The sequence below is a fragment of the Diaphorobacter sp. LI3 genome (assembly GCF_022807955.1).
In the GTDB taxonomy this organism is placed as follows: domain Bacteria; phylum Pseudomonadota; class Gammaproteobacteria; order Burkholderiales; family Burkholderiaceae_C; genus Diaphorobacter; species Diaphorobacter nitroreducens.
In genome coordinates this window covers 3,792,678-3,808,230 of sequence record NZ_CP094346.1, presented here as the reverse complement: position 1 = coordinate 3,808,230, position 15,553 = coordinate 3,792,678, and the positions used below count along the sequence as shown (strand labels likewise).

The window sequence follows — 15,553 nt, the reverse complement described above, 5'->3', positions numbered from 1 at the left end:
TTGTCCATCAAGCGCTAGCAGCCTATTTGATTACAAGTCCAGGTTCAGCGTCAGGCGCACTGCGCGGCCGTCGCCCTTGTACAGGAAGGCGCCCGAGCGGTACACGGCGGTGTAGTAGTCCTTGTCGGTCACGTTCAGCACGTTCAGGCGCAGGTCGGCGTGCTTGTTGATGCGGTAGGACGCGAACAGGTCGTACACGCTGAACGAGGGCACCGGCTGCGAGCACATGCCGTTGGTGTAGCCGGCGCCGGTGTCGGGCTGGCCGCCGCAGCGGCTGCCCTCGTAGCGCGCCACGGCGCCGAAGGAGAAGTCGCGCGTGAGCTGGTACTTGCCCTGTACGGTGAAGGAGCGGTCGGCGAAGTTGGACAGCGGGTTGCCCACGTTGGACGCCACGGCCGAGCGCAGCACCTTGGATTTCATGATCGCCGCTCCGGCTTGCAGCTGGAAGTTCTTGGTGAGATTGCCGGCCAGGCCCAGTTCGATGCCGCGCACGCGGTTCTTGCCGGTATTGAAGGTGCCTTCAGTGTCGTAGTTGGCGCCCTCCATCACGTCGTCCTTGGTGGTCTGGAACACGGCGGCGGTGGCCAGCAGCTTGTCGTCCAGCAGGTTCCACTTGGTGCCCAGCTCGATGTTCTGCGAGGTCTCGGGCTTGGCGCCGGCGGCGCTGCCGTTGTGGATCACCAGGCCGCCGTAGCCGCTGCTCGTGCCGGTGTCGGGTTCGCCGCCGTTGATGTCCTGCGCCGTGCCGTAGCTTGCATAGACCATACCCATGGGGTTGATCTTGTAGCTCACACCCAGGTGGCCGTTGAGCAGTGTGTCGTTGAAGCCGTAGTTGCCCGTGATCGCGCCCGTCTGGTTGTTGCGGGTGTCCAGCGACAGGTCGTAGTGGTCGGCGCGCAGGCCGCCGAACACGGTCCACTGGTCGGTCAGGTCCACCGTGTCCATGGCCGACAGCGCGAAGGTCTTCACGCGCCAGTCGCGTGTCCAACTGCGGCGTTCGTAGCTGCGGCCGGCCAGGTCGCCCAGGTTGCTCACGGGGTTGCCGTTCAGATCAGTGATGCACCAGCCGGCCTGCGGGCCGTTGCGGCCCGAAACGCGGCAGTTGGTGGCGCCGGTGTTGGTCACGCCGTAGTTGCCGGACTTCACCTTGTGGTCGGTGTATTCGAAGCCGAAGATGAATTCATGCTTGAGGCTGCCGATCTGCTTGTCCCAGCGCAGGTTGCTCTGGTGCGCGAAATATTTCACGTCCTGCCAGCCGGTGTGGCCGCCGTCCAGCACGCCGGCCGTGCCGATCGGGTTGTTGGCCGCGTCCAGCACCGTGCCGTTGGAGGCTCCCGTGGTGGCGTAGCGGTTGTCCGACTGGCCGTATCGCGTCAGGCTGGTGAGTTTGAGGTCGGGCGCAAAGCGGTAGGCGATGCGCGCGGTGACCGTGTCCACGTCGGAATTCAGGAAGTCGCTGTTCTGCGCATAGACCGGCACACCCGTGGCGGGGCGGCGGTTGGGCACCGTGCCCACGAGGTAGCCGCCCAGGTCGGGATGCTTGTCCTTGGCGCGCAGGCCGTAGTAGTCCAGCGTGACGGACAGGTCTTGGTTCAGCTCCCACAGGCCCGACAGCGCCAGGCCGTCGCGGCGGCGCTGCGAGGGGCTGCGGCCCGGCACGTCCTCGCCCGAGGTCAGGGCGTTGGCGCGCAGGGCGAACTTGTCGGTGAAGCCCTTGTTCATGTCCAGCGTCACGCGGTGGTGGCTGTCGGTGCCCACGCCAGCGGACACGCGCGTGAAGTCATAGTCCAGCGTGGCCTGCTTGGTCACGGCGTTCACCGCGCCGCCCGCCGAGCCGCGGCCCGCGAAGCTGGAGTTGGGGCCCTTGGTGACTTCCACCTGCTCGATGGCAAAGCTCTCGCGCGTGGTCATGCCGGGGTCGCGCAGGCCGTCCACGAACACGTCCGAGCGCGCCTCCTGGCCGCGGATGATGTAGCGGTCGCCAAAGGCGTTGCCGTTTTCGCCCGTGCCCAGGGTGATGCCGGGCTGCGCGGCCAGGATCTGCTTGAGGTCGGTGGCGCCGGAGTCGCGGATGGCCTCGCCGGTGACCACTTGGATGGTCTGCGGCGTCTCGGCCAGCGGGCGGGTGTGGCGCGTGTCGGCGGAGGTCTTGGCCTTGTAGGGCGCGCCGACCTCGGCGTTGGGGTTGGGATCGATGGCCTGCTCCTGCACCGTCACCGTGGGCAGCGTGGTGACGGGGGCGGGCGTAGGCTGCACCTGGGCGATGGCGCTCAGAGGCAGCAGGGCTGCGGCCATGCGCAGGCTCTTGGGCTTCTTGAGAGGGGAGGAGGAGGGCATTGCTGGAAACGAGAGGTTGGAATTATTCGCTAGGGATTATTGTTGCGAATCAATCTCGTTTGCGTCAATAAGTGCAAAAATCTCTCACCCACAGTGGCGGAAACGTCAGCAGCAGTGGTGTTTTGTGGTGGTTTGACAACAAACACACGGTTGGGCGCGCGAAGTCCCGCCCAGCGCGGCAAGCATTCGGCCAATGCTGGCGCGTGCCCCGTTACCGGATGGCACACGGCGGCAGGGCGATCAGGCGTTGAGCAGCGCGCCGCCCTCGCGCCGGGCCGCGCCGGCGTCCACCAGTTCCTGCATCAGCTGCTCGGCCCAGACGGATGCGGTCTGCTGCGCAAAGTGTCGCTGGTGCAGCAGGCCGAAGTACGGTGTGGCCGCCAACCAGGCATGCACTTGCGCCAGCGGCGCCTGCTGCCATTCCAGCAGCTTGTACTTGAGCAGCACCTTGGCCGCGTGGCGTGCGTGTTTGACCGGGTCGGCCTCGAAACCCGCCAGCCGGCGCCGCGCCCGCGCCAGCGCGGCGGGCACGTCGCCAAACACGCTGCCGTGGCCGGGGATCACGGTGAGCGGGTCCAGCCGCTCGATCAGGTCCAGCGTGGCGCCCACCTCGGCAAAAGCCTGCTCGCCGTCCAGTTCGGGGAACACCACGCCGAAGCCGTTCTCCCAGAGCGCGTCGCCCGAGATCAGCACGCGGGCGTGCGGCTCGAACAGCACCACGGCATGGGTGTCATGCCCCGGGGCTGCGTGCACCTGCCACGCGCGGTCGCCCAGCTGCACCTCGGTGCCGGGGGGCAGCACGCCGTCGGCACGAAAGCGCGGGCACTCCTGGCCGGTGGGCACGTAGCTCAGCGCCACCGGGTCCCAGTCCTGCACCTGTGCCCACTGCCCCGGGGGGATGCGGGTGGCAAGCTGCGGCCAGCGCGCCTGCAGCGCGGCATTGCCGCCGCAATGGTCGCTGTGCAGGTGGGTATTGAGCAACTGGTCCAGCACACGCCCGTCCAGCGCCGACTCCACCAGCGCCACGGTTTGCGGCGCGTGGGCGCAGTAGCCGCTGTCCACCAGCGCCGTGGAGTCGCGCCCCAACAGCAGCACGTTGTTGGCCGACAGCCAGCCGCGCTCGATGACAATGATTTCCGGCGGTAGGGCAGGTGGAATAAGCGGCATCAGCTATGAAAATTGGAGTAACCGGAGCGCGGCATCACTTGCCGTCGCGCAGCTCCCGTCGCAGGATCTTGCCCACGTTGGTCTTGGGCAGTTCGTCGCGGAATTCGATGTATTTTGGCCGCTTGTAGCCGGTCAGGTGTTCATGGCAGTAGCGCACCACGTCGTCCTCGGTCAGCGAGGGGTCGCTGCGCACCACGAACACCTTGATGGCTTCGCCCTGCTTGTCGTCGGCCACGCCCACGGCGGCGCATTCCAGCACGCCCGGGCACAGGGCCACCACCTGCTCCAGTTCGTTGGGGAAGACGTTGAAGCCGCTCACCAGGATCATGTCCTTCTTGCGGTCGATGATGCGGGTGTAGCCCTCCTCGTCCATCACGCCGATGTCGCCCGTGCGCATGAAGCCGTCGGGCGTGAAGGCCTTGGCATTTTCCTCGGGCTGGTTGTAGTAGCCGGGCATCACGTTGGGGCCCTTGATGCAGATTTCGCCCGCCGAGCCGATGGGCAGGCTCGCGCCTGCGTCGTCCTTGATGGCGATGTCGATGCCCGGCAGCGGCAGGCCGATGCTGCCGCTGAAGGCAGTGCTGTTCACCGGGTTGTTGGTGCCGATGGCGCAGGTCTCGCTCATGCCCCAGCCTTCGATCATGGTGGCGCCCGTCACGGCCTTCCACTGCTGGGCCGTGGCCTCGGTCGCGGCCATGCCGCCGGCCTGCGCCACGCACAGCTGCGAGAAATCCAGATGGCGGAACTGCGGGTTCTGCAGCAGTGCGTTGAACAGCGTGTTCACGGCGGGCAGCATGTGGAAGGGGCGCTTCTTCAGCACCTCCACGAACTTGGGGATGTCCCGCGGGTTCGGGATCAGCGTCAGGCGTGAGCCCTGGCGGATGGCCAGCAGGCACAGCGTGAGCGCGAAGATGTGGTACAGAGGCAGCGCGGCAATGCTGTTGGCGCGGCTCAGGTCGCCGATCTTGCCCAGCGCGGGGGTGAACCAGGCCTCGGCCTGCAGCGTCGCGGCGACGATGTTGCGCTGGGTGAGCACTGCGCCTTTGGACAGGCCCGTGGTGCCGCCCGTGTACTGCAGGAAGGCCGGCGTGTCGGGCGCGACGCGCGCCGGGGTCAGCGTGCGCCGCTCGCCCAGGGCCAGCGCGCGCTTGAAACTGATCACTTGGCGCCCGCCCGTCAGGGGCAGCTCGTACGCGGGCACCATCTTGGCCAGGTGGCGCACGGCAAAGGTGATCCAGCGTCCGTACCAGGCGCCCAGCAGGTCGCCCATGGAGGCGATCACCACATGCTGCACGGCCGTGTGGTCGATCACCTCGGCCAGCGTGTGCGCGAAGTTCTCCAGGATGACGATGGCCGTGGCGCCCGAGTCCTTGAGCTGGTGCTCCAGCTCGCGCGCGGTGTACAGCGGGTTCACATTCACGCAGGTGTAGCCCGCGCGCAGCACCGCGGCCATGGTCACCGCGAACTGCGGCACGTTGGGCAGCATGATGGCCACGCGCGCACCGGGTGCGAGGCCCTGGCCTTGCAGCCACGCGCCGAGCCGGGCCGACAGGCGGTCGAGTTCGCGGTAGCTCATCCACCGGTCCATGCACACCGAGAACGGGCTGTCGGCGTGGCGGTGGAAGGACTCCTCCAGCATCTGCGCCACCGAGGGGTAGGCATCGGCATCCACGTCGTGCGGCACGCCAGCGGGGTAGTTCTTGAGCCAGATTCGTTCCATGCAAGGGTCCTCGTTGCGGTATGGGGCAAGATCGCACCGATTGTGGAAGTGGCCTTGCACGCGCCATACCGGGCTTGTCCTAGTCCGGATGCCGCAGAGGTCACCCAAGCGACACACCACAACCACCACAAGGGAGCTTCATGACGAACGCGCGTTGGCAACGCTGGGCGGTGGCCGTGCATCTGCTGTTGATCGCGGGCTGGATGGCCTGGTTCTGGGCCCGTTCGCTGGCGCTGGCGCTGGCGGGCGTGGCCGCGGTCCCGCTGATGTTCCGCCTGGGCATGGCGCCGCAATTTTTCTTGATGGCCTGGGTTTGCCGGGGGGATGCGACGCCGCGTCCGCGCGCCGGGCAGCTGCTGCGCGCATGGTGGGCCGAGTCACGCTGGGCCAGCCTGGTCTTCGGTTGGTGGCAGCCGTTCCGCCACCAGGCCGTGGCGGACTGGCTGCCACCGCGCGCGTCGGACGTGCCCGGCCCGCGCGGCGTGGTGCTGGTGCACGGCTTCCTGTGCAACCGAGGGTTCTGGACGCCCTGGCTGGCGCTGCTGCGTGCGCGCGGCCATGCCTTCGTGGCCGTGACGCTGGAGCCCGCCTTCGGCTCCATCGACGATTACTGCCGCACCATCGACGATGCCGTGCGCAGCGTGGCCGAGGCCACTGGGCGGTCGCCGCTGATCGTGGGCCACAGCATGGGCGGTCTGGCCGCACGCGCCTGGCTGCGCGCCGTGCCGGGCAGCGAGCAGCGCGTGCACCGCATCGTCACGCTGGGATCGCCGCACCACGGCACCTGGCCCGCGCGCGGCGCACGCAGCACCAATGGCCGGCAGATGCGGTTGCACGGCCCCTGGGTGCGCCAGTTGGGTCAAGACGAGCCGCCGGCACGCGCCGCGGCCTTCGTGTGCTGGTACTCCAACTGCGACAACGTGGTCTATCCGCCCGCGGCCGCAATGCTGCAGGGCGCGGACAACCGCTTCATCGAGGGGGTGGCGCACGTCGAGATGGCGTTCCACCCGCGCGTGCTGCAGGACTGCCTGGCGCTGCTCGAGCAGCCCTGAGCGTGTCGGCGACGCGCTTCAGGCCGGGAGCGGCTCGCGCGCATCGGCCGCGAACTCGGGCTGGCCGCGCAGCCGTTCGTAGATCGGCGCGAAATCCTGCGCCGTGAGTTCGAACAGCTGCTCGAAGCTGTCGATCACGAAGTAGGTCTGCTGGTAGGTGTCGATCTTGTAGCGCGTGCGCATGGTGCGTTCCAGCTCCAGTGGCAGGCGCTGCGGCTCGGGACTGTGCACGGCGTAGGGCAGTTCGCCGCGCGAGCTGAGGATGCCCGCGCCATAGGCGCGCAGCCCGCCTTGCTCGCGGATCAGGCCGAACTCGATCGTGTACCAGTACAGCCGCGACAGCATCTCGCAGGCGCCCAGTCCCGCCGCTTTCAGGCCTCCTTCGCCATAGCGCTGCACATAGTCGGCAAACACCGGGTTGAACAGCAGCGGCACGTGGCCGAACAGGTCGTGGAACACGTCGGGCTCGACGATGTAGTCGAACTCCTGGGGCGTGCGGATCCAGTCGGTGACCGGGAATTTGCGGTTCGCCAGCAGCGAGAAGAACGGCACCTCGGGGATCAGTCCCGGAACGGCCACCAGCTCCCAGCGCGTGGCGCGGTACAGGCGTTCGTTCACGTCATCGAAGCGCGGGATGCGCTCCTTGGCGCCCAGCAGCGGCAGGGCCTGGATGAAGGCCTCGCTCGCCAGGCCCTGCAGCTGGGCCGACTGGCGCTGGTACAGGCGGTGGTAGGTGTCGTGGTCGGTGGCGGTGTAGGCCGCGAAGTTCTGCGCGCAGGTGTAATCCTCCTGCGCACGCGAATAGTCGCCGCGCGGCGGGCGGCTGGATTGTCCGTAGACGACGGGGGCTTGTCCCATGGTGCTTGTCTCCTTGTTGGAACCACGCCGTCGTCGTGCACCGCCGGCCTGGTGTGGGCCGGCGGGCGGGAGTGCAGGACGGCGTTCAGTCGATGTGGATCTTGGCGGCCTTGATGAGGAATTCGTACTTGCCCAGTTCCGAGCGCACGAAGCTGCCGAAGCCGCCCAGCGTGAGTTCTTCGGGCGTCAGGCCCATCTTCTGGAACTGCGCCTTGCCGGCCGGCGAGTGCATGGCTTTCGAGAACGCCGTGGCGTATTTCTGTGCATCGGCGGCGGGCAGCGTGGCGGGGGCAAACAGCCCGAACCAGGTGGACACGTTGAAGCCGGGCACCTCGCTGTTGATGCTGGGCACGTGGGGCAGGGCGTCGTCGCTGCCCAGCGATGTCACGCCCAGCGCCTTGAGCTTGCCGCCCTGGATCAGCGGCAGCGACGACGCCAGGTTGTCGAAAACGATGTCCACCCCGCCGTCCTGCAGCGCCTTGAGCGCCGGACCCGCGCCCTGGAAGGGCGCATGGGGCATGCGCGTGTTGGTGAGCGACTTGAACATCTCCCCGGCGATGTGGCCGATGCTGCCGTTGCCGCCCGAGCCGTACTTGAGCTGGTCCGGGTGGGCCTTCATGTACTTCACGAGATCGGTGGTGGTGCTGATATCCAACGCCTTGGCCCGTTCGGCGCTCATCACCAGCACGTTCGGTGTGCGGGCGACGAGCACGATGGGCGTGAAATCCTTGACCGGGTTGTAGGGGAAATTCTTGTACAGCCAGGGGTTCACGGCATGGGTGGCGACCGCACCCATCACCAGCAGGTTGCCGCTCTTGGGCGCCTTGGCCACCGTGTCTGCGCCGAGGTTGCCGCCGGCGCCCGGCTTGTTCTGCACCTGGATGGGCCCGAGTTGGGCCTGTGCCCCTTCGGCCAGGATGCGCGCGCTCTTATCGAGCGGGCCTCCGGCCGCGTAGGGCACCACGATGGTCATGGGGGCGGATGCGTTCTGTGCCTGTACGGCGCAAGCCATGCACAGCGCAAGGGAACCCACCAATTGACGGCGACGCAACATTGAATTTCTCCCGAGTCTCTTTGAAGGGCGCTCAGTATAGAAAGCCGTTGTTGCAGTGCGTCATTCCATGGCGGGCCGCGCCCAGGGCTCACGCCTGGGTCTGCAGGACGCCGCGCCGGATCTGGTCACGCTCCAGCGATTCGAACAGCGCCTTGAAGTTGCCTTCGCCGAAACCCTCGCGGTAGTTGCCCTGGCGTTCGATGAACTCAAAGAACACCGGCCCCAGCATGGGCGTGGAGAAGATCTGCAGCAGCAGACGGGGCGTGCCGTCGGCCGTGGTGCCGTCCAGCAGGATGCCGCGCGCCTGCAGTTCCGCCACGTTCTGGCCGTGACCCGGCAGGCGGGTGTCCAGCATGTCGTAATAGATGTCGTTGGGCGCCGGGGCCAGGGGCACGCCCGCCAGCCCCAGCTTGTCCACCACCTCGACGAGCGAGTCGCAGATCAGCGCGATGTGCTGGATGCCCTCGCCGTTGAACTGCATGAGGAACTCCTCGATCTGCCCGCCGCCCTGCTTGGCCTCTTCGTTCAGCGGGATGCGGATCTTGCCGTCCGGCGCGGTCATGGCCTTCGACGTCAGGCCCGTGTACTCGCCCTGGATGTCGAAGTAGCGGATCTCGCGGAAGTTGAAGAGCTTTTCGTAGAAATTGGCCCAGAATCCCATGCGGCCGCGGTACACGTTGTGCGTGAGGTGGTCGATCTCGTTCAGGCCGTGCCCCACCGGGCGTCGGTCCACGCCGGGCAGGAAGTCGAAGTCGATGTCGTAGATGGACTTGCCGTCCTCGAAGCGGTCGATCAGGTACAGCGGCGCGCCGCCAATGCCCTTGATGGCCGGCAGGCGCAGTTCCATGGGGCCGGTGGGGATCTCGATCGGCTGGGCGCCCAGCTCCAGCGCACGCCGGTAGGCCTGGTGCGAATCCTTCACGCGAAAGGCCAGCCCGCAGGCCGAGGGGCCGTGTTCGGCGCCAAAGTACGCGGCCTGGCTGGCCGGCTCGCGGTTCAGGATGAAGTTGATCTGGTTCTGCCGGTACAGCAGCACGTCCTTGGACCGGTGGCGCGCCACGAGCGTAAAGCCCAGCTTCTCGAACACCGCTTCCAGCAGCCCCGGGGTGGGCGAGGTGAACTCCACGAACTCGAAGCCCATCAGGCCCATGGGGTTCTCCCAGGCGTCGGCGTCGTGGGTGGCGCGAAGGGGCAGGGCGGCAGTCATCGTCAGTCTCCTTAGGGTGTGTCGCTTCACTGTAGGAGGGGCGGGGCTCATGTTTCTGGCGAATGCGCACGGGTTTGAGTGTGGATATGCAGGAATGTTGCGCAACGTCAATGCGATGTGCAGCCATTTCGCGTTAGGGAACACGCGGGTGCGTCTCGTGCGGCGCTTGCCTAGAATCCGCCGCCATGAGCGAACGCACCCCCGCCCTCGACAAGCTGGACCGTGCCATCCTGCGCCGCCTGCAGGACAACGGCCACGAAACCTATGACGTGATCGGCGAACAGGTGGGCCTGTCGCCCAGCGCCGTGTTGCGCCGCGCCAAGCGGCTGGAGGAAGAGGGCGTGATTGACCGCTACGTGGCTCTGGTACGCCCCGAGCGCGTGGGCCTGGGACTGACCGCCTACCTGAACGTGCGCCTGGAAAAGCACACCGAGAGCCACAAGCGCAACCCGATGGACCTCTTCCGCGCCAGCGTGCAGACCTGGCCTGAGGTGGTGGAGTGCGCGTCGCTCACCGGCGAGATGGACTACCTGCTGCGCGTGGTGGTGGCCGACATGGCGCACTACAGCCGCTTCATCATGGACACGCTGCTCAAGCACCCCAGCGTGCAGGACTGCAAGACCAGCTTCGTGCTGGACCGGGTCAAGGCTACTACCGCCCTGCCGGTGTAGATAAAAAAGGCACGGCAGTCGCGTGGCGGACAGAGGAAGTCCTGTATTGATAGCTGCTTGCGCATACTGGGTAAGGGCTAGAGGCCATTTTTCCCTTGGATCTGATTTCCCCCACTTTTTTGTTGCATTGCAGCATGTGCGCCCCAGATTCCTAGGGAAAACCCTAGAATTGGCCGCATCATGCTTTCAACCAAAGACTGGCTTCGCGCTTCCTGGAACGCAGGGCGACAAATGCTGCGCCCCACCGCCGGGGGACGCTTCCACCGAGGTTTTGCCATGAACACTGTGATGGTGCCCATCCGTTCGCTCGGCCCGCAGCACCGCGAGCGCATTGCCGCCCACCTGCTGCGCCTGGAGCCGCGCGACCGCTACCTGCGCTTTGGCTACGCCGCCAACGACGACCAGGTGCGCCGCTACGCCGAGTTGCTGGACTTCTCGCGCGACGAGGTGTTCGGCATCTTCAACCGCCGCCTGGAGTTGATCGCCATGGCCCATGTGGCGTTTGCGCCATCGGGCGAGTACGAAAGCTGCGCCGAGTTCGGCGTCTCGGTCTCGGCCACGGCGCGCGGGCGCGGCTACGGCGCGCGGCTGTTCGAGCGCGCGGTGATGCTGGCGCGCAACCGCGGCGTGAGCATGATGTTCATCCACGCGCTCACCGAGAACACGGCCATGCTCAAGATCGCGCGCAATGCCGGCGCCACGGTGCGCCGCGACGGATCCGAGTCCGAGGCCTACTTGCAGCTGCCGCCCGCGCGCTTCGACACGCGCGTGTCCGAGATCATGGCCGAGCATTTCGGCGAAGTGGACTACCAGCTCAAGAAGCAGGCGCGGCAGTTCTGGCGTTTCCTGGCCGACCTGCAGGAAATCCGCCAGGGCGTGCGCGACGGCCGCCACCAGGCCGCCGAGTAGGCAGGCGCGCCCCCGGCGTGCCCCGCGGGTGCGCGGGGCGATCCGCTATCCTTGGGGGCTGATCCACTCTCTGCACAACCTGCACCCGTCCCCGTGTCCGACCCCCACCCTGCGCGCGCCTCCGACAAGGAGGACAAGCGCACGTTCCTGCAGCGCCTCGTCGAGTTCATCAACCCCGGGCCGGACTCGACGGCCGAGCTCATCGCCACGCTGGCCGAGGCCGAGGACAACGACGTCATCAACGCCGATGCGCGGGTGATGCTGGAGCGCGTGCTGCGCATGGCCGAGATGACCGCGGGCGACGTGCTGGTGCCCGCGCCACGCATGGACATGCTGGACATCGACGCGCCGGTGGACGAGCTCATGCACCAGGTGCTGCACACCGCGCACTCGCGCTTTCCGGTGTACCAGGGCGAGCGCGACAACATCATCGGCATCCTGCTGGCCAAGGATCTGCTCAAGCTCTGGCGCTCGCCGGGGCTGAACGTGCGCACGCTGGTGCGCCCGGCGCTGTTCGTGCCCGAGAGCAAGGGCCTGCATGACCTGGGGCGGGAGTTCCGCAACACGCGCAACCACATGGCCATCGCCATCGACGAGTTCGGCCGCATCGCCGGTCTGGTGACGTTCGAGGACGTGATCGAGCAGATCGTGGGCGAGATCGAGGACGAGTTCGATATCCCCGAGGACGAGGGCGACATCTTCGGCCTGGCCGACCGCACCTTCCGCGTGAGCGGCGACACGCCCGTGGAGCGCGTGGCCGAGGCCTTCGGCGTGGCGCTGCAGGGCAGCGACCCCGATGAGAGCTTTGACACCATCGGCGGCCTGATCGCGCATGAGCTGGGCCGCATGCCGCGCAAGGGAGAGTCCGTGGTGCTCGGCGGCCTGCAGTTTGTGGTGATGCACACCAAGGGCGGGTCGGTGCGCTGGTTCAAGGTCGCACCGGCGGCGGGCACGCCCGAGTCCGAACGCTGATGGCCGTCGCACCGCCCCTGGCCGCGCACGCACCGCGCCGCGGCCCGTTGCCCTGGGTGCTGGCACTGGTGGCCGGGCTGGCGCAGGCCGCATCGCTGGCCTGGCCCTGGGGCGGGCAGCCGCTGTGGTGGCTGCAGATCCTGTCGCTGGCCTTGTGGGCGCATGTGCTACTGGGCGCCGGCGGTACGCGCCGGGCCGGCCTGCTGGGCTGGGTGTTCGCCACGGCGTGGCTCGCGGGCACGTTCTGGTGGCTGTTCATCTCCATGCACACGTATGGGGGACTGGCCGCGCCGCTGGCCGTGCTGGCGGTGCTGGGGCTGGCGGCGTTCCTCGGCAGTTATTACGCAGCGGTTTCTGCATGTTTTTGGGCTCTAGCGCCCGTCCATAGAGCGCTGGCAGCTATCGTTTTTGCTGCGCTGTGGTTGTTGGCGGAATTGGCACGCGGCCAATGGTGGACCGGCTTTCCGTGGGGCGCAGGCGGCTACGCGCATGTGCAGGGGCCCCTGGCCGCGCTGGCGCGCAGCGTGGGCGTGTACGGCATCGGTGCCGCGGCGGCGCTCTTGGCCATGTTGCTGGCGCAGGCGCGCCGCGCCGACCTGCGCAACGCACGTGCCTGGGCGCTGGTCCTCGCGCTCACGGCCGTGGGGGCAGGGGCCGCTTGGCAGCGCCACTGCGCCGTGGAGGGCTGCGGTGCCCCGCCGCCCGTGCATGCGCCGCTGTCACTGGCGCTGCTGCAGGGCAACATCCCGCAGGACGAGAAGTTCCAGCCCGGCAGTGGCGTGCCGATGGCGCTGCAGTGGTATTACGACCAGATCCACGCGGCCAAGGCCAGCCTGGTGGTGGCGCCCGAGACGGCCATCCCCCTGTTGCCGCAGCAGCTGGTGCCCGGCTATTTGGAGGGCATGGCCGAGCGCTATGCCGCGGGCGGCCAGGCGCTGCTGCTGGGCATCCCGCTGGGCAGCCTGGAAGAGGGCTATACCAACTCGGTGCTGGGCTTTGCGCCAGAGCAGTCGCAGCCCTACCGCTACGACAAGCACCACCTGGTGCCGTTCGGCGAGTTCATCCCGCCGTTCTTCCGCTGGTTCACCGAGATGATGAACATCCCCCTGGGCGACTTCAACCGCGGCGCGGTGGGTCAGCCGTCGCTGGCGTGGGCCGGTGAGCGCATAGCGCCCAATATCTGCTACGAGGACTTGTTCGGCGAGGAGATCGGCGTGCGCTTTCTCGACCCGGCGAGCAGCCCGACCATCCTCGTGAACCTGAGCAACATCGGCTGGTTCGGCAACACCGTGGCGGTGGACCAGCACCTGGCCATCAGCCGTCTGCGCGCGCTGGAGTTCGAGCGTCCCATGGTGCGTGCCACCAACACCGGCGCCACGGCGGTGATCGACCACCGCGGGCAGGTCACGCACCGCATGCCGGCTTATCAGCGCGGCGTGCTGCGCGCCCAGGTGCAGGGGCGTGGTGGCGCCGCCACGCCGTACGCCCGGTGGGTGGCGCGCTGGGGGCTTTGGCCCCTGTGGGCGCTCGGGTTTGCAGTGGCGGGGCTGGCCTGGTGCCTGCGCGGGCGCACAGGGCGGGCGCGGGCTGGAAATTGATCCAGATCATCCCGGCGCGGTAGCCAGCGGGCTTTCCCGGGGCACGGTTACAGGCCAGAGCGCGCGCGAGCCAGGATAATAGAGGGCCTTCGCCGCCCGTGGCCGCGGGCCGCGCGCTGATTTTTTTGCATCAACGACAACCACCTACCGCGACGGCACGGGCCGTCTGGAGCACGATTGACAATGGCTGATTCCTTCTCGTACGAACAACTCATCGCCTCGGGCGAGGGCCGGTTGTTCGGTCCGGACAGCGGGCGCCTGCCCCTGCCCCCCATGCTGATGTTCGATCGCATCACGCACATCGACACCGACGGCGGCGCGCATGGCCTGGGAAAGATCGTGGCCGAACTCGACGTCAAGCCCGACCTGTGGTTCTTCGCCTGCCATTTCCAGGGTGACCCGGTCATGCCCGGCTGTCTGGGGTTGGATGCCATGTGGCAGCTCATCGGCTTCTATCTCACCTGGCTGCGCCTGCCGGGCCGTGGCCGCGCGCTCGGCGCGGGCGAGGTCAAGTTCACCGGCGAGGTGGGCCCGGACGTGAAGCTCGTGACCTACGAAATCGACATCAAGCGCGTCATCAAGCGCAAACTCAACATGGCCATCGGCGATGCACGCCTGCTGGCCGACGGCAAGGAAATCTACGTGGCCAACGACCTGCGCGTGGGTCTGTTCCTGCGCGAAGGCGACGCACAGGGAAGCGCAGCATGACCAAGAAACGGGTGGTGATCACGGGCGCGGGCATCGTCTCGTGCATTGGCAACGATCTGCAGACCGTGGAGGAGGCGCTGCGCGCCAGCCGCTCCGGCATCAAGGCCGTGCCCCAGTTCACCGAGCTGGGCCTGCGCAGCCAGGTGGCGGGCGTGCCTGAGATCGACGTCGAGGCGCGCATCGACCGCAAGCAGCTGCGCTTCATGGGCGACGCCGCGGCCTATGCGCAGATTGCCCTGGAAGACGCCATCCAGCAGGCCGGCCTCACCCCCGAACAGGTCAGCCACCCGCGCACCGGCCTCATCATGGGCTCGGGCGGCGGCTCTCCCGCCAACCAGATCGAGGCGGCCGACACGCTGCGCGAAAAGGGCATCCGCCGCGTGGGACCCTACCAGGTCACGCGCTGCATGAGCTCCACCGTCTCGGCGTGCCTCGCGACCAACTTCAAGGTCAAGGGCATCAACTATTCCATTACCTCGGCCTGCTCCACGTCGGCGCACTGCATCGGCGCGGCGGCGCAGCAGATCGCCTGGGGCCTGCAGGACGTGATGTTTGCCGGCGGCGGCGAAGAGCTGTCCTGGGGCATGTCGCTGCTGTTCGACGGCATGGGCGCCATGTCCAGCAAGTACAACGCCACGCCCGAGAAGGCCTCGCGCGCCTATGACGCCAACCGCGACGGCTTCGTGATCGCCGGCGGCGGCGGTGCCGTGGTGCTGGAAAGCCTGGAGCATGCACTGGCACGCGGCGCCACCATCCTGGGTGAGGTCGTGGGCTTTGGCGCCACGAGCGACGGTGAGGACATGGTGGCCCCGTCGGGCGACGGCGCCATCGCCTGCATGCAGCAGGCCATGGAAGGACTGGGCGCGCCCATCGACTACATCAACACCCACGGCACCTCCACGCCTGTGGGCGACATGCAGGAAGTGCGTGCCATGCAGGCGGTGTTCGGCGAGGCCGTGCCGCCGTTCTCCAGCACCAAGTCGCTCACCGGCCATTCGCTGGGCGCCACCGGCGTGCAGGAAGCGATCTACTGCCTGATCATGCTGAACAAGGGCTTCATCGCCGGTTCGGCCAACGTGGAGACACCCGACCCGCTGCTGGGCTCCATGCCGCTGGTGACCCACACGCGCGACGCGCAGTTGACCCACGTGCTGTCCAACAGCTTTGGCTTTGGCGGCACCAACGCCAGCCTGGTGCTGCGCCGCTGGCAAGGCCAGTGACGGCCTCGGGCCAGGTACGACGGGGGCTGCGGCCCCCGTTTTGCTTGGACGCCTAAAATTGCCGGTTCGCGCGTGCGAGC

13 protein-coding genes are annotated in these 15,553 nt (G+C 67.6%); 7 read left to right on the top strand and 6 right to left on the bottom strand.

The genetic code is table 11. The features are described 5' to 3' along the window. Positions 1–30 precede the first annotated feature (30 nt). From MRB47_RS17795 to MRB47_RS17785, 3 genes are all read right to left on the bottom strand, one after another. On the bottom strand, positions 31–2,337 hold the full coding sequence (locus tag MRB47_RS17795; RefSeq protein WP_252101357.1) for a TonB-dependent receptor: 2,307 nt from the start codon (positions 2,335–2,337) through the stop codon (positions 31–33). Between the two features lie 240 nt (positions 2,338–2,577). Continuing rightward, complete coding sequence (locus MRB47_RS17790; RefSeq protein WP_252101356.1) at positions 2,578–3,504, bottom strand: MBL fold metallo-hydrolase; 927 nt, start codon at positions 3,502–3,504, stop codon at positions 2,578–2,580. Positions 3,505–3,538: 34 nt separating this feature from the next. Continuing rightward, positions 3,539–5,224 (bottom strand): AMP-binding protein, encoded by a 1,686-nt coding sequence (locus MRB47_RS17785; protein ID WP_047350070.1) that lies wholly within the window; start codon positions 5,222–5,224, stop codon positions 3,539–3,541. Positions 5,225–5,364: 140 nt separating this feature from the next. Here MRB47_RS17785 and MRB47_RS17780 point away from each other — a divergent pair, with 140 nt between their 5' ends. Further along, entirely contained in the window at positions 5,365–6,276 is a 912-nt protein-coding gene (locus MRB47_RS17780; protein ID WP_252101355.1) for an esterase/lipase family protein, read from the top strand. Positions 6,277–6,294: 18 nt separating this feature from the next. Here the strand turns inward: MRB47_RS17780 and phhA are convergent, their stop codons facing one another. The 3 genes from phhA to hppD form a co-directional block, all read right to left on the bottom strand. Further along, positions 6,295–7,134, bottom strand: coding sequence for a phenylalanine 4-monooxygenase (gene phhA / locus MRB47_RS17775; RefSeq protein ID WP_252101354.1), 840 nt, complete (start codon positions 7,132–7,134; stop codon positions 6,295–6,297). 85 nt (positions 7,135–7,219) lie between these two features. After that, positions 7,220–8,188, bottom strand: a complete 969-nt coding sequence (locus tag MRB47_RS17770) for a Bug family tripartite tricarboxylate transporter substrate binding protein (RefSeq protein ID WP_172205772.1) — start codon at positions 8,186–8,188, stop codon at positions 7,220–7,222. A gap of 88 nt (positions 8,189–8,276) precedes the next feature. Further along, a complete protein-coding gene (hppD, locus tag MRB47_RS17765) occupies positions 8,277–9,395 on the bottom strand; it encodes a 4-hydroxyphenylpyruvate dioxygenase (protein WP_047350074.1) in 1,119 nt (372 codons plus the stop codon). Between the two features lie 185 nt (positions 9,396–9,580). On the opposite strand from hppD, the gene MRB47_RS17760 reads away from it, so the two are divergent. The 6 genes from MRB47_RS17760 (at position 9,581) to fabB (ending at position 15,473) form a co-directional block, all read left to right on the top strand. Beyond that, positions 9,581–10,066: an Lrp/AsnC family transcriptional regulator gene (locus MRB47_RS17760; protein ID WP_252101353.1), complete on the top strand. Its 486-nt coding sequence runs from the start codon at positions 9,581–9,583 to the stop codon at positions 10,064–10,066. Between the two features lie 180 nt (positions 10,067–10,246). Then, complete coding sequence (locus MRB47_RS17755; RefSeq protein ID WP_041838783.1) at positions 10,247–10,975, top strand: GNAT family N-acetyltransferase; 729 nt, start codon at positions 10,247–10,249, stop codon at positions 10,973–10,975. Positions 10,976–11,068: 93 nt separating this feature from the next. Continuing rightward, positions 11,069–11,947, top strand: a complete 879-nt coding sequence (locus MRB47_RS17750) for an HlyC/CorC family transporter (protein WP_012655564.1) — start codon at positions 11,069–11,071, stop codon at positions 11,945–11,947. Next, positions 11,947–13,545, top strand: coding sequence for an apolipoprotein N-acyltransferase (lnt, locus tag MRB47_RS17745; protein ID WP_252101352.1), 1,599 nt, complete (start codon positions 11,947–11,949; stop codon positions 13,543–13,545). The genes MRB47_RS17750 and lnt overlap by 1 nt, the downstream gene beginning before the upstream one ends. Before the next feature lie 183 nt (positions 13,546–13,728). Continuing rightward, on the top strand, positions 13,729–14,253 hold the full coding sequence (fabA, locus tag MRB47_RS17740) for a bifunctional 3-hydroxydecanoyl-ACP dehydratase/trans-2-decenoyl-ACP isomerase (RefSeq protein ID WP_012655566.1): 525 nt from the start codon (positions 13,729–13,731) through the stop codon (positions 14,251–14,253). Continuing rightward, positions 14,250–15,473, top strand: coding sequence for a beta-ketoacyl-ACP synthase I (gene fabB / locus MRB47_RS17735; RefSeq protein ID WP_103738547.1), 1,224 nt, complete (start codon positions 14,250–14,252; stop codon positions 15,471–15,473). Before fabA ends, fabB begins: the two co-directional genes overlap by 4 nt. Positions 15,474–15,553 lie beyond the last annotated feature (80 nt).